At 71.9% G+C, this 13,765-nt stretch carries 16 protein-coding genes; 7 read left to right on the top strand and 9 right to left on the bottom strand.

The features are described from left to right. Positions 1-47: 47 nt before the first annotated feature. Together O7622_RS02055 and O7622_RS02050 are read right to left on the bottom strand one after the other, a co-directional pair. Positions 48-239: a DUF397 domain-containing protein gene (locus tag O7622_RS02055; RefSeq protein ID WP_282311607.1), complete on the bottom strand. Its 192-nt coding sequence runs from the start codon at positions 237-239 to the stop codon at positions 48-50. Then, positions 230-1,033 carry a helix-turn-helix transcriptional regulator gene (locus O7622_RS02050; RefSeq protein WP_282311606.1) on the bottom strand — a complete coding sequence of 268 codons (804 nt, stop codon included), beginning with the start codon at positions 1,031-1,033 and terminating at the stop codon, positions 230-232. The genes O7622_RS02055 and O7622_RS02050 overlap by 10 nt, the downstream gene beginning before the upstream one ends. A gap of 350 nt (positions 1,034-1,383) precedes the next feature. Between O7622_RS02050 and O7622_RS02045 the strand changes: the two genes are divergently transcribed. Then, a complete protein-coding gene (locus O7622_RS02045) occupies positions 1,384-1,695 on the top strand; it encodes a hypothetical protein (protein ID WP_282311605.1) in 312 nt (103 codons plus the stop codon). A 360-nt stretch (positions 1,696-2,055) separates the two neighbouring features. Further along, on the top strand, positions 2,056-2,883 hold the full coding sequence (locus O7622_RS02035; RefSeq protein WP_282311604.1) for an NUDIX domain-containing protein: 828 nt from the start codon (positions 2,056-2,058) through the stop codon (positions 2,881-2,883). Between the two features lie 71 nt (positions 2,884-2,954). Here O7622_RS02035 and pstB read toward each other — a convergent pair whose 3' ends face one another. The 7 genes from pstB to O7622_RS02000 form a co-directional block, all read right to left on the bottom strand. Further along, complete coding sequence (gene pstB, locus O7622_RS02030; RefSeq protein ID WP_013288829.1) at positions 2,955-3,731, bottom strand: phosphate ABC transporter ATP-binding protein PstB; 777 nt, start codon at positions 3,729-3,731, stop codon at positions 2,955-2,957. Positions 3,732-3,751: 20 nt separating this feature from the next. Next, entirely contained in the window at positions 3,752-4,840 is a 1,089-nt protein-coding gene (gene pstA, locus O7622_RS02025) for a phosphate ABC transporter permease PstA (RefSeq protein WP_282311603.1), read from the bottom strand. After that, a complete protein-coding gene (pstC, locus tag O7622_RS02020; protein ID WP_282311602.1) occupies positions 4,837-5,922 on the bottom strand; it encodes a phosphate ABC transporter permease subunit PstC in 1,086 nt (361 codons plus the stop codon). Before pstC ends, pstA begins: the two co-directional genes overlap by 4 nt. 41 nt (positions 5,923-5,963) lie before the next feature. Beyond that, positions 5,964-7,061, bottom strand: coding sequence for a phosphate ABC transporter substrate-binding protein PstS (pstS, locus tag O7622_RS02015; RefSeq protein WP_282311601.1), 1,098 nt, complete (start codon positions 7,059-7,061; stop codon positions 5,964-5,966). A gap of 233 nt (positions 7,062-7,294) precedes the next feature. Further along, complete coding sequence (mshD, locus tag O7622_RS02010; RefSeq protein ID WP_282311600.1) at positions 7,295-8,233, bottom strand: mycothiol synthase; 939 nt, start codon at positions 8,231-8,233, stop codon at positions 7,295-7,297. A 67-nt stretch (positions 8,234-8,300) separates the two neighbouring features. Then, complete coding sequence (locus tag O7622_RS02005) at positions 8,301-9,152, bottom strand: polysaccharide deacetylase family protein (RefSeq protein WP_282311599.1); 852 nt, start codon at positions 9,150-9,152, stop codon at positions 8,301-8,303. 151 nt (positions 9,153-9,303) lie between these two features. Further along, on the bottom strand, positions 9,304-10,023 hold the full coding sequence (locus O7622_RS02000; RefSeq protein WP_282311597.1) for a response regulator transcription factor: 720 nt from the start codon (positions 10,021-10,023) through the stop codon (positions 9,304-9,306). A gap of 245 nt (positions 10,024-10,268) precedes the next feature. Between O7622_RS02000 and O7622_RS01995 the strand changes: the two genes are divergently transcribed. The 5 genes from O7622_RS01995 to O7622_RS01980 all read left to right on the top strand — a co-directional run bounded on the left by O7622_RS01995 (position 10,269) and on the right by O7622_RS01980 (position 13,721). Beyond that, positions 10,269-11,318, top strand: a complete 1,050-nt coding sequence (locus tag O7622_RS01995; RefSeq protein ID WP_282311596.1) for a hypothetical protein — start codon at positions 10,269-10,271, stop codon at positions 11,316-11,318. A 79-nt stretch (positions 11,319-11,397) separates the two neighbouring features. Beyond that, a complete protein-coding gene (locus O7622_RS01990) occupies positions 11,398-12,180 on the top strand; it encodes a DUF2993 domain-containing protein (RefSeq protein WP_282311595.1) in 783 nt (260 codons plus the stop codon). Between the two features lie 20 nt (positions 12,181-12,200). Next, positions 12,201-12,329: an Ms5788A family Cys-rich leader peptide gene (locus O7622_RS29165; RefSeq protein ID WP_348774047.1), complete on the top strand. Its 129-nt coding sequence runs from the start codon at positions 12,201-12,203 to the stop codon at positions 12,327-12,329. 205 nt (positions 12,330-12,534) lie between these two features. After that, complete coding sequence (locus tag O7622_RS01985; protein ID WP_282311594.1) at positions 12,535-13,386, top strand: sulfurtransferase; 852 nt, start codon at positions 12,535-12,537, stop codon at positions 13,384-13,386. Continuing rightward, positions 13,383-13,721: a DUF1416 domain-containing protein gene (locus tag O7622_RS01980; RefSeq protein ID WP_135242226.1), complete on the top strand. Its 339-nt coding sequence runs from the start codon at positions 13,383-13,385 to the stop codon at positions 13,719-13,721. Before O7622_RS01985 ends, O7622_RS01980 begins: the two co-directional genes overlap by 4 nt. The last annotated feature ends 44 nt before the right edge of the window (positions 13,722-13,765 follow it).

Genomic DNA, 13,765 nt, shown 5'->3' with positions numbered 1-13,765 from the left:
ATCCCGGCCAACTCCGCCATCGACGGGCTGATCCACCCGTCGGGACGTCAGGGCCGCGCCGAGACCTGCGCGACGAACGCGCGCCAGGAGGCCGGGGAAAAGGCCAGCGCCGGCCCGGTCGGGTCCTTCGAATCGCGTACGCCGACCAGGTGGTCCAGGTTGTCAGCGACCTCGACGCAGGCCCCTTGGTTGCTGCCGCTACGGGTGCTCTTGCGCCAGTGAGCGCCGGTCAGGTCCATGACTTTGCCACTTCCGTTATCAGCTCGATGGACTGTTGCAGGGTCAGCGCCTCGGCGAGGGTAGCTTCCCATTGCTCGCGCAGGGCTGCTACCTCGGCGGTCCGCTCGACCACCTGACCCCGTAGCCGGTTGTCGAGGTAGCCCACGTCAACCAAGTCCGCCAGGGTCGCGACGACGAACGGCCCGTCGAGACCAGCGTACGCGCCGGCTCCGCATGGCACGACGTGGATTCTCACGCGCCGCCGGTCCTGACTGAGCTGCGCCAGGTGAAAGAGTTGCTCGCGCATCACCGCCGAGCCGCCGACCGGACGCCGAAGGACCGCGTCGTCCAGAATGGCGACGAGGTGCGGCGGGTCGTCGCTGGTGAGAATTTGTTGCCGTGTAAGCCGCCGGGTTACTCGGATCTCGACCTCCTCGGCACTGACCCTGCCGTCGCTACCGAACACGGCGCGGGCGTATGCCTCGGTCTGCAAGAGACCCGGCACCCACGCGACCTCATACCATCGCAGCGAGCGGGCCTGCTGCTCGAAGGTAATCCACTCGCGTAGCCAGAGCGGTGCGGCGTCAAGGGCGGAAAGCCGATCGAGTAGCCGAGCGAATATGCCCCCGGTCTTCAGCGCCCGATCGACGGCGGCGGCGTAGTCGCCTGTCGGCGGGCGCGTTCCGGTCTCAACGGCGCTGACGTGCGTGCCCGAGTAGCTGATGAGCTTCCCGAAGTCGTCCTGATTGAGCCCACGCGATGCACGTGCGTGCCGCAGCTCATCGAGCAGGATCTCCGCGGCCGTCATGCTCATGTCCCCAGCCCTTCCCCATCGTCAGCCCGCGTTCCCCCACGGCTCCCCACCAGGGCAAACGCCGACCGTCGCGGTCTCTCCAACGTGGCCGAACACCTTCCGACACTAAGCGGTCACGCACAAGAGTGGAACCAGGCGGCGCGGCCGGCAGGGACCACCCGAGACCCGGCGGTCGCGTTCGTGCCGGGGTCGCCTCGCCGGGCAGGCACCAAGCGGGGCGACCCCCTCCAATCCTGAGAGGAGGGCGAAGCCGTGCCCGAGGAGAAGCCGAAGCCCGACCCGGCGCCGCCGCGTGTCCGGATGAACCGTGTCCCGCCGTCGCGCTGGGTCCCGCGCCGGGGCAACGTCCGGTGACCGCGACCCGCGCCGAGAACGTGCCGCCCGGCGTGTGGGCGATCCACGGGGGCGAAGTCCTACGCCTGACCCGCGCGGCGTCACCGCAGTTCGTCGTGCCGGTCGTGGTCCGCGTGATCCGCCTGTGTGACTTCCGTTCCCCGCCCCCGTACGGGTGGGAGTGGATCGACGCCTACCAGCTCAACCGGTCCGGCGACGCGGTCGCCCGCCGGGAGTTGTTCGTGCTGCTGGAGGGAGTGACCCGGCTGACCGATCCGCTGGGCCCACCGCTGGCCCGCCGCCGCACGCCGGCCCGGGTAGGTGCTTGATGCCCCGTCCCCGCCCTGCCGATCATGTTCCGTCGCGGCCTACCTGGCGCTGCCGCGTGTGCGGGGTGGCCTGGCCCTGCTCGACGGCGAAGTTGACGCTCCTCGCCGGTACCGCGACCGGAGGACAGAGCTGAAGGCACACCTCGCGACCCTGCGGGAGGAGGCGGCCGACCAGCTCGCCGCGCTGGACAGCGGGCACCGCCCGGCCGACCTCGAAGACCGTTTCATCGCGTGGGTTGAGCCCCGCGCTGAGGGTTGAGCAGCGCGCGCAGATCTTGGTACGAATGCACCCCTGCAAGGGCCGTTTGATACCAAGATCTCGGCGTGTGGCGTGACTTCGGCGGGAACTAGGCTCGGGGCATGACGATCGACGGCTTCGCCGCACCCCCCGCCCTGGTGGAGCACGCCCGCCGATTCCGGGCCGAGGGCGCCGTACCGGCCGTGCCCCGGGTCGCCGCCACCGTGCTGCTGCTCCGCCCGGCCGGCGACGGGTTCGAGGTCTACATGATCCGCCGGGTGGCGGCGATGACGTTCGGCGGCATGTACGCCTTCCCCGGCGGCGGGGTGGACCGCTCCGACTCGGAGGCGCACCTCGGCTGGGCCGGCCCGGACCCGGCGGCGTGGGGGGAGCGGCTCCGGCTCGACCCGGCCGCCGCGCAGGCGGTGGTGTGCGCCGCCGCCCGCGAGGTCTTCGAGGAGGCGGGCGTGCTGCTCGCCGGGCCGGACCCCGACACGGTCGTCGGCGACGTGAGCGGCGACGACTGGGAGACGGCCCGGCAGGATCTGGAGGGGCGGCGGGTCGGCTTCGCGGACCTGCTGGCCGGTCGGGGCCTGACGCTCCGGTCCGACCTGCTGCTGCCGTGGAGCCGGTGGATCACCCCGGAGTTCGAGCCGCGCCGCTTCGACACGTACTTCTTCGTCGCCCTGCTGCCCGAGGGGCAGCGGACCCGGGACGTCTCCGGCGAGGCCGACCACACGCTGTGGCTGCGCCCGGCCGACGCCCTGGCCCGGGCCGAGGCCGGGGAGTTGACCATGCTGCCGCCCACAATGGTCACGCTCGCCGAGGTCGCCGCCGCGGGCGACCTCGCCGGCGTGGCCCGCGCCGCGGCAGAGCGAGAGCCGGGTACGCCGATCCTGCCCCACATCGACGGCCTGGACGGTGCCGAGCCCCGCTTCCGCCTCAGCTGACCTCGGCCGGCGGTGTTAAGAGGGGCCCCTTCCTCTACCGGAGGCGTTAACAGGGTGCCCCTCCTTACACCTCAGCCGAAGCGGCCGGTGATGTAGTCCTCGGTCTTCTTCTGGCTCGGGTTGCTGAAGATCTTCTGGGTGTTGTCGTACTCGATCAGGCGGCCCGGGTCGCCGGTCTTCTCGATCGAGAAGAAGGCGGTCCGGTCGGACACCCGGGCGGCCTGCTGCATGTTGTGCGTGACGATGATGATGGTGAACTTGTCCTTGAGCTGGAACATCAGGTCCTCGATGGCCAGCGTGGAGATCGGGTCCAGCGCCGAGCACGGCTCGTCCATCAGCACGACCTGCGGCTCGACAGCGATGGTGCGGGCGATGCAGAGCCGCTGCTGCTGACCGCCGGACAGGCCCGCGCCGGGCTTGGCGAGGCGGTCCTTCACCTCGTCCCACAGGTTCGCCGAGCGGAGCGCCCGCTCGGCCGCCTCCTCCAGGATCGACTTGCGCCGTACGCCGTTGAGCCGCAGGCCCGCCACCACGTTCTCGAAGATGCTCATGGTGGGGAACGGGTTCGGCCGCTGGAAGACCATGCCGATCATCCGGCGGACCGCAGTGACGTCCACGTCGCGGTCGTAGATGTCCTGGTCGTCGATGGTGAGGCTGCCCTCGACCCGGGCGCCGGGCAGCACCTCGTGCATCCGGTTGATCGACCGCAGGAACGTGGACTTGCCGCAGCCGGACGGCCCGATCAGGGCGGTGACGGTCTTCGGCTCGACGGTCAGGTTGATGTTCTCGATCGCCTTGAACCCGCCGTAGTAGGCGGTCACGTTCGTGGCTTCGATGCGCTTGGCCATGGTGGCGGTACCTCCGGGGTTCATCGGCCGAGCCGGTTACGACGGGCCAGCAACTTCGCCGCGACGGTGAGGACGAGGACGAGGGCGACCAGGGTCAGCGCCGCGGTCCACGCCCGTGCCGGCGAGTACTTCGACGCCTCACCGGCCTGCTGGTAGACGAAGAGGGCCAGCGACGACTGGTTGTTCTCGAACGGGTTGAAGTTGATCGCCGCGCCGCCGCCGGCGACGAGCAGCACCGGCGCGGTCTCACCGGCGGCCCGCGCGATGGCGAGCATGATGCCGGTGACGATGCCGGGCAGCGCGGTCGGCAGCACGACCCGCAGGATGGTCTTCCACTTCGGTACGCCCAGGGCGTACGCGCCCTCGCGCAGCGGCGCCGGCACCAGGCGGAGCATCTCCTCGGTGGAGCGGACCACTGTGGGCAGCATCAGCACGCTCAGCGCCAGCGCGGCGGCGAAGCCGGAGAAGCCCGGCCGGCCGTCGTTGAACCACGGCGAGACGACCAGCACCCAGAAGGCCAGCACGAACAGGCCGGTGACGATCGACGGGATGCCGGTCATCACGTCCACGAAGAAGCGGATGGTGAACGCGAACCGGCCCCGGCCGTACTCGACGATGTAGATCGCGCAGAGCACGCCGAGCGGCACCGTGATCAGGGTGGCGATGCCCACCTGCTGCAACGTGCCGACGATCGCGTGGTACGCGCCGCCGTCGGCGTCCCGCGACCCGATGTTGTTCATCGAGGTGCCGAAGAAGTTCGCGTCCAGCCGCTCGGAGCCCTTGCTGACGAGTGTCCAGACCACCGAGGCCAGCGGCAGCACGGCGAGCACGAACGCGGAGTGGACCAGCGCGCTCCAGGTGCGGTTGCGGGCCGACCGGCGGCCCTCCACCGCGTTGGCCGCGGCGAAGAGGCCGGCCAGGTAGAGCAGTGCGCCGACCACCACGACCAGGACCGGGCCGCCGATGCCGGCGCCGTACACCAGGGCCGCCGCGAGCAGCAGCGCCGCGACGGCGATGGCCGGAGCGGCGTACGCGGGAAGCCGCCTCGCCCGCAGCGTGGCCGGCTGGGCCGGCGGGCGCGGGCGGCGGGGGGTGAGGGTAGTGGTCATGCGGCCGACTCCGTGAACTCGCGCCGCCGGTAGATGATCGCCCGCGCGGTGATGTTGACGATCAGCGTGATCGCGAACAGCACCAGGCCGGAGGCGATGAGCGCGCCCCGGCCGGTGTCGTTCGCCTCGGCGAACCGGTTGGCGATGTTCGCGGCGATCGAGTTGCCGCCGCTCTGCAGGATGTTGAACGAGATGGCGTACGTCGAGCCGAGCGTGAGCGCCAGCGCGATGGTCTCGCCGAGTGCCCGGCCCAGGCCGAGCATCACCGCGGCGATCACCCCCGGCCGCCCGTACGGGAGGACCGCGGTGCGGATCATCTCCCAGCGGGTGGCGCCGAGCGCGAGAGCGGCCTCCTCGTTCGCGGTCGGGGTCTGCCGGAACACCTCGCGGGACAGCGAGGTGACGATCGGCAGCACCATGATGGCGAGCACCACGGAACCGAGCAGGATCGAGTTGCCGTACGGGCCGTCGCCGAAGATCGGGATCCAGCCGAAGTACCTGTTCAGCCACGCGGACAGGTCGGCGACCGGCTGGGCGAAGTAGTCCCGGCCCCAGAGGCCGAAGACCACGCTCGGCACGGCGGCCAGCAGGTCGATCAGGAAGCCCAGGGTGTTGCCGAGCCGCCGGGGCGCGTAGTGCGACAGGTACAGGGCGATGCCCAGCGCGACCGGCACCGCCATGAGCAGCGCCAGCAGCGAACTCAGGACGGTGCCGAAGGCGAGCGCGCCGATGCCGAACTGCGGCGGGTCGTCGTTCGGGAACCAGCCCTCGAACGTCCAGAACGACTCGGTGTTGGCCCGCAGCGCCGGGACGGCCTTGGCGATCAGGAAGATCGCGATGGCCGCGATGACCACCAGGACCGTGGTGCCGGCGGCCAGGGTCAGGCCGCGGAACGCCCGTTCCGCGCCGAAGGCGCGGGCCCGGGGGAGGGCACCGCCGCCGCCGAGGCCACCGTCGGGGCGGCCCGGGTTGCCGGGGCGCTCGGCCACACGCGCCGAGGCACCGGCGGGTCGCTCGTGACTCGTGGTCACGGGGTTCCCGCCGGTGCCGGCGTGGGCCGAGCGGTGAGGGGTGTCACCCATCTGCTCGCTCGCTTCGTGTTGAGGAGGTGTCGGTCAGAGCGTCAGGAGAGGCTCTTGACCGCGGCCTCGACCTTGGTGCGGACGGTCTCGGGCAGCGGCGCGTAGCCCAGCTCGACGAGCTCCTTCTGCCCCTCGGCGCTGGCGGCGTGGCCGAGCAGGCCCTTGACCAGCGGCAGCTTGTCGGCGGCGAGGCCCTTGCTGCAGACGATCTCGTAGGTCGCCAGGACGATCGGGTACGCCCCGGCCTCCTTGGTGTTGTAGTCGATCGACATCTTCAGGTCGTTGCCCTGACCCTCGAACTTGGCGCCCGCGATGGTCTTGCCGGCCGAGTCGCCGGTCAGCTCGACGAACTCGCCGTTGCCGTTCTTGATCTTCGCCATCTTCAGGTCGGAGTTCTCGGCGTACGACCACTCGACGTAGCTGATGGTGCCGTCGGTGCTCTTGACCTTGCTGGCCACACCGTCGGACTTGGCCGCGCCGACGCCGCCCGGGGCCTTCCACGCCTTGGAGTTGCCGAGCGTCCAGTCCGCCTCGGCGGTCTTCGAGAGGTACTTGGTGAAGTTGTCGGTGGTGCCCGACTCGTCGGAGCGGTGCACCGCCTGGATCGCGGTCGACGGCAGCTTGGCGTCCGGGTTGTCGGCCTTGATCGCCGGGTCGTCCCACTTGGTCACCTTGCCGGCGAAGATCTTCGCCAGGGTGGCCGGGCTGAACTGGAGGTTGTCCGCGCCGTTGACGTTGTAGACGACGGCGACCGGGCCGATGACCATCGGCAGGTTGAGCGCCTGGCCGCCGGTGCACTTGGCGTCGGCCTGCGGCTGCTCCTCCGGCTTGAGGGCGGAGTCCGAGCCGGCGAAGTCGGCGGTGCCGGCGATGAAGGCCTGGATACCGGCGCCCGAGCCGCTGGGCTCGTAGTTGATCGTGGTGCCGGCGCACTTCTGCTGGTAAGCCTTGATCCACTCGGCCATGGCGTTCTTCTGGGCGGAGGAGCCCTGCGCGTTCAGCGTGCCCGTCGCGCAGTCCACCGCGGCGGTGGAACCGGAGGCGCCGGCCGGCTCGTTGTTGTCCGAGCCGCAGGCGCTGAGACCGAGAACCGCGGTAAGAGCGAGACAGGCGATGGCGCCGTGCCGCTGGAGCTTCACTTCAGGGGTTTCCCTTCACGTCTTTGGTCAGGTCGCCCGGAGTGCCGGGGGCCGGCGCTGACCGGCTGACACGAAAGGTAGGAGGGCCAGGTGGACGGTTCGCCGGACGCAAGTGAACGCGCGGTGAACACGTTCAGCCGGCGAGGTGGCCGTACGCTGAGGAGGGGTTGTCCAATTCGTGAACTAGCAGCCTGCCATCGCCTTTGTGGCGATTTTCCCGGGCCGGCGAGCGCTCAGCCGAGCTGGTAGTTGACGTGCGCGGACCAGCGCGCGAAGCCCAGCCGCTCGTAGAGCGCCACGGCGGCGGTGTTGCTCTCGTCCACGTAGAGCATCACCCGGTCCAGCCCACGCTCGTCGCGCAGGTGGGTCAGGCCGGCGGCGGTGAGCACCCGGCCCAGCCCGCCTCGGTGCGCGGACGGGTCGACGCCGAGCACGTAGACCTCGCCGATGCGGGCCGAGCCCCGCTGCTCGTGCACCTTGGTCCAGTGGAAGCCGAGCAGCCGCCTGGTGGCGGAGTCGACGGCGAGCAGGAATCCGGCCCTGTCGAACCACGGCTCGGCGATGCGTACGCGCAGGTCGTCGAGCGTCCACCCGCCCTGCTCGGGATGCTGGGCGAAGGCGGCGTTGTTCACCGCCAGCCAGGCCTCGTCGTCCTCGCCGGGACGGAACGCGCGCAGCGTCACGCCGTCCGGCACGACCGGTGCCGGCAACTCGGCGGTGAGCGGACGGCGCATCTGCCACAGCACCCGCGCCCGGGAGAAGCCGAGGTCGACGGCCAGCGCGGCGGCCGACGGGTGGTCGCCGTGCGCCCAGGCGCGCAGCGGTCCGGACGCGGCGGCCACCACGCCACGGGCCAGCGCCCGGCCGGAGCCCCGCCGCCGGTACGCCGGGTGCACGACCATCTCCACGCCGACTCCCTCGGCCGGGGCGGTGGTGTCGAGGTGCGCGTACCCGGTGAGGGTGCCGTCGGTGGTGCGGGCGGTGAGGTGCACGGCGGGCGCCTCGGGGTCGCGCAGCCGCAGCAGCACGTGCTCGTCGAGCGGGTCGGCGCCGTCGGCGTCACCGGCGGCGCGGGCCAGCGCCAGCACCTCGGCGACCTCGTCCGGCGTCAGCCGGCCCGTCCGGGCGATCCGGTCGGCGGCGGGACCACTCGTCGGCTCGGTGCTGCTCATCCGAGTCACGGTAGCGGCAGGCGGGCCGCGGTTCGCGTCTGCCGACGACGGTGAACGGTGGCGCTCGTCACGGGCTGCCGACGGGCAGCGGCTCCAGCTCGAACCGGGCCAGCAGTTCGGGCAGCAGTTGCTGCAACGCGGTGACCGTGCCGGACCGGTCCCCGCCCGCGTCGTGCATGAGCACTATCGCGCCGGGCCCCATCTGCGAGCGGACCATCGCCTCGATGGTGGTGGCGCCCGGCGCCTTCCAGTCCGACGGGTCCACGCTCCAGTGCACCGGGGTGAGGTTCAGGTCGGCGCAGGCCGACATGACGGACGGCGTCCAGGCCCCGCCGGGCTGGCGGTAGTACGCGATCCGCGCGTCGGGCGCGGCGGCCAGGATCGCGTCGTTGGTGCGCAGCAGGTCGGCCCGGATCGTCGCCGGGGATCGCTTGCCCAGGTTGATGTCGTGGTTCCAGGAGTGGTTGCACAGCGTGTGGCCCTCGGCCACGATCGACCGGACCAGGTCCGGGTGGGCCTCGACGTTCTCGCCGACGACGCAGAATGTCGCCCGTACGCCGTACTGGGCCAGCAGTGCGAGCACCTGCGGGGTCCAGCGGGGATCGGGGCCGTCGTCGAAGGTGAGCGCGACCCGGGACGAGCCGGTGGCGACCAGGGCGCCGTACGGGCCGTCACCGTCGGGCTTGACCGGTGCGGCGTCCGGCGCGGCGTCGGGGCTCGGCCGGGCGCTGGCCGTGCCGCCCGGGAAGTCGGTGCTGGGTGGCTGCTCGCCGTAGCGCGGCCCGAGGGTGGTGGCGACTCCGGCGGCCGACGGATGCGGGTCGGGCATCAGGCTGCGGCCCAGCGCGAACGCCGATCCGAGCAGGCCGGCCAGTACGACGGTCACGAGCCCGGCGGCGCGCAGCGTAGAGCCCCGCATCAGCGGCACCGGCCGTTCGTCGCCCCCGTGGTCACCGCACGCACCGTCGCCCCCTTTAGCCCGACAATTCCGGCAGCCAGGATATGGCTGACCGATCGGGCAAAAAGGGCATATGAGAAAAGTGCCCCCTAGCGGGGTGGAGCGTGGGCGGTCAGACCGGCAGCGGGGCGGGCTCCGGCTCCGGCAGCGCGCGCGACGGCGGGACGACGAACTTGTAGCCCACCTGGCGGACGGTGCCGATCATCGACTCGTACTCCGAGCCGAGCTTGGCGCGCAGCCGCCGCACGTGCACGTCCACCGTCCGGGTGCCGCCGAAGTAGTCGTAGCCCCAGACCTCGCGCAGCAACTGGTCCCGGGTGAACACCCGCCCCGGGTGCTGGGCCAGGAACTTCAACAGCTCGAACTCCTTGTACGTGAGGTCGAGCGGCCGGCCCTTCAGCTTGGCGGCGTACGTGTCCGGGTCGATGTTCAGCTCGCCGGCCCGGATCGAGCCGCCGGCGCCGGCGGTGGCGTTGCTGAGCCGGCCGACCGCGAGCCGCAACCGGGCCTCCACCTCGGCCGGTCCGGCGCCGGCCAGGATCACGTCGTCGACGCCCCAGTCCGCGTTGAGCGCGATCAGCCTGGCCTCGGTGACGACCGCGACGAGCGGTACGCCGAGCCCGGTGGCGTGGAGCATCCGGCAGGTGGCCCGCGCCTCGCTCAGCTCGGAGCGGGCGTCCACCAGGACGGCGTCCGGGGTCGGGCCGGAGACCAGCGTGCGGACGTCGCGGGGTGCGGTGCGAACCGAGTGCGGCAGCAGGTCGAGTGCCGGCAACACCGCCGACGGCTCACCGGCCCGCGCGGTCACGAGCAGCAGGAGCTCCACGATCACCTCCGTCCCGGCGGCCTTCCGGCCGCGCGCGACCAGCGACACGCCCGGGTGCGGGCGGCACTGTGAACTTGCGTGGGTCCCGGCGTCGTCGACGGGCGGGTAACGGCCTGAGCCTAACCGATGGACCGGCCGTCACCTTCGCGCGATTTACCCTTTGCCCTTTCTGCCCTCGATCGCGGCGTAGGTTTTAACGTCGCCGAAACCGGGACCTCCGCCGAGCCGCCCGGGTCTGGCACGATCGGGGCGTGTTTCCCTCCACCTCACGCGACACCGGTCGTGAACCGTGGGCCGACGACCCGTCCGCCGGGCCGTCCGGCCCCGCCCGTGGCTACCCGCCCGCCCCGCGTACCGGCCCCGCCGACGACGAGGGCGAGCGGCCGGAGCGCAAGGGCCCGCGCCGGCTGCGCAAGGGCGGTCCCGGCCGGCGCTCCGACGACGAGTCGGACGAGGTGCCCGAGGAGGAACTGCCACCGGTTCCGGTCCGGCGGTCGCTCGCGCTCACCGTCGCCGGCTTCGCCGCGCTGCTCGGCGTCGGCCTGGTGCTCGGCGCGCAGACCTCCGGCCCCGGGCACCGGCTGCCGTTCGCGGCGATCATCTTCGGCGTCCAGCTGCTGTTCGTGCTGGCCTGGACGATGGCCATGCGGCCGCCCGCGCTGCTCGTCGTCGCGCTCGTCAGTGCCGCGACGGCGGTGATCGCCGACGTCGCCGCCGTGCAGTCGGACATCGCCGGCCTGGCCCCGCTCGGCTACGCCGCCGCAGCCGGGTTCCTGCTGGCCGTGCTGGGGCAGCTCGTGCGGCGGGTGGACCGGGTCCGGGTGACCGACTCGCTCGGCGGCACCCTGCTGATCGTCGTGGGCGTGGTCGCCTTCGCCACGCTCGTCGTGCTCAGCCGGATCCCCAAGGGCACCCAGGCGATCACGGTCTGCCTCACCGCCGCCGGGGTGGCGCTGCTCGTCGCCCGGCTCACCGACGCGGTCGCGCCGTGGCCACGGCTCGCCCCCCAGGTGCCGCGTGGCGCGACGGGTGTGGTCGCCGGCGCCATGATCGGCACCCTCACCAGTGCCGTGCTCGGCAGCTACCTGGTCGGTTTCACCCCGACCAGCGCCGCCCTGGTCGGGGTGGTCAGCGCGGCCACCGCCGTCCTGGCCGACCTCGCGGTGGGGTACGCCGAGGCGGGCCGCCTGATGGCCGGTGAACCGCCGACGATGTGGGTGGCCCGGCACATGCAGGGACCGCTGGGCGGGTTCGCGCTGGCCGCGCCCGCCGCGTACGCCATGTGCGTGCTGTTCCTCTGACGCGGTTGGGGAGGATTCGCCTCGGGTAAGTACGGTTGCGCCGCGAGGCGCGGTGACGGCGGCGAGGACTGGAGGCGGCGTGGCAGAGGCTTATCCGGCGGAGGGCCGACCCCGGCGACGGGGCCGGAAGGTGCTGATCGGCTTCCTCGTCCTGCTGCTGGTGCTGGCCGGGCTGCTCGTCGTCGCCGACCGGGTGGCCGCCGGGGTGGCCGAGCGCGCCATCGCCGACCAGGTCCGGCAGGAGATCGCCAAGCAGAACGCGCAGTCCGCCGCGCCGCAGGTCGAGGTCGGTGGCTTCCCGTTCCTCACCCAGGTGCTCGACGGCCGGTACGAGCGCATCTCGATCCAGCTCACCGACGTGCGCGGCGACGTGCAGGGCGACGCGGTCGAGGTGCCGAAGCTCGACGTGGACGCGCGCAACGTGACCGCCTCGCTGGACACGCTGCGCTCCGGCCGGGGCGACGTGGTGGCCGAGAGCGTCGACGGGCGGGGCACAGTCACCTACGAGAGCCTGGCCAAGCTGCTGGACCGGCCCGGGCTGACGCTGGGCGAGCGCAACGGCAAGCTCGCCGTCACCGCCCCGGTGGACGTCCTCGGCATCAAGCTCACAGTCAACGGCACCGCCGACGTCACGGTGGCCGGTAACAAGGTGGCGCTGCGCTTCAACGACCTCACCGCCGACGGCCTGCCGAACGTGCCGCTGGCGCGGGCCGCGCTGACCCGGTACGCGCAGGGCATCTCGATCGACGTGCCGCTACCGGAGCTGCCGTTCCAGCTCAACCTGCGCAAGGTGGAGCCGAAGCCGGAGGGCCTGGTGGTCACGGCGGACGCGGCGAACGTGCCCATCAATTCAGCCGGCTGAAAGCCGGCCGGCCGTCCCGGATGCTGGTCGGCCTGGTGGCGGCTGTCGCTCGGCTGGTAATCTCCCTGCCCATGGGGACCCTCCTCACCAAACGGCGCGCGGTCGACCTGTGCCGCGTGGCCACCTGCCTGTGTCGCCCCGTCATCTGACGGCGGGGCTGTCTCCGGCCGCCTGAACGGCGGCCACCAGGGTCCACGAACCTCTCCCGGTTCCCCCTCCTCAACGCCCGGCAGCGGCGCCGTCGCACGTACCCGTGATCCGTTCCTAGCTCAGGGTCCGCGTGTGGTGCGACAACCATCGACATCGATCTCCACGCGCAGGCTCACCAAACCATCCTCACCAGGGAGTGATCTGATGAGTCGCGACACCGCACTCGTCTCGGCCGAGTGGGCCGAGAAGAACCTCGGCGCCCCGGGCGTCGTCTTCGTCGAGGTCGACGAGGACACCTCGGCCTACGACACCGGGCACATCGCCGGCGCCGTCAAGCTCGACTGGCGCACCGACCTGCAGGACCAGGTCCGCCGGGACTTCGTCGACAAGAGCCAGTTCGAGGCGCTGCTGTCCGACCGGGGCATCGCCAACGACGACACCGTGATCCTGTACGGCGGCAACAACAACTGGTTCGCCGCGTACGCGTACTGGTACTTCAAGCTCTACGGCCACCGCGACGTGAAGCTGCTCGACGGCGGCCGCAAGAAGTGGGAGCTGGACGCCCGCCCGCTCGTCACCGACGCGGTGGAGCGGCCGAAGACGCAGTACGTCGCGCAGGAGCCGGACACCTCGATCCGCGCGTTCCGCGACGAGGTGGTCGACGCGATCGGCACCAGGAACCTGGTCGACGTGCGCAGCCCCGACGAGTACGCGGGCCGCCTGCTCGCCCCCGCCCACCTGCCGCAGGAGCAGGCGCAGCGGGCCGGCCACATCCCGACCGCGATCAGCGTCCCGTGGTCCAAGGCGGCCAACGAGGACGGCACGTTCAAGTCCGACGACGAGCTGCGCAAGATCTACGCCGACGCCGGGCTGGACGACGGCAGGGAGACGATCGCGTACTGCCGGATCGGCGAGCGCTCCTCGCACAGCTGGTTCGTGCTCCAGGAGCTGCTCGGGCACCGCGACGTGAAGAACTACGACGGTTCCTGGACCGAGTACGGCTCGCTCGTCGGCGTGCCGGTGGCACTCGGCGACGAGCCCGGGGAGGCCCGATGACCGCCGCCTCCGCCGCCTCGACGGCAGCCGCCGGCTGCGCCGCGCCGGACCAGTCCGCCCCCCTCCCGGCGAGCCTGGACCTGGAGAAGGAGACAGTCATCACCGGCCGCGTGCTGGCCGAGTCCGGTGAGGTCGTGCCGGGTGCGTACGTGCGCCTGCTCGACTCGACAGGCGAGTTCACCGCCGAGGTGGTGACGTCGGCGGCCGGGCAGTTCCGGTTCTTCGCCGCGCCGGGCTCCTGGACGCTGCGCGCGCTGTCCCGCCACGGCAACGGCGACACCGCCGTGGCCGCGGCCCGCGGGATCAACGAGGTGACCGTCTCGGTCGCCGCCTGACCCACGCTCTGATCGTGGCCCGCCACCCGCCCGGGTGGCGGGCC

The sequence above is a fragment of the Micromonospora sp. WMMD1076 genome (genome assembly GCF_029581475.1).
Lineage (GTDB): Bacteria > Actinomycetota > Actinomycetes > Mycobacteriales > Micromonosporaceae > Micromonospora > Micromonospora aurantiaca.
Note: the sequence above shows the minus strand (reverse complement) of the source record. Positions and strands in the feature narration are given on the sequence as shown.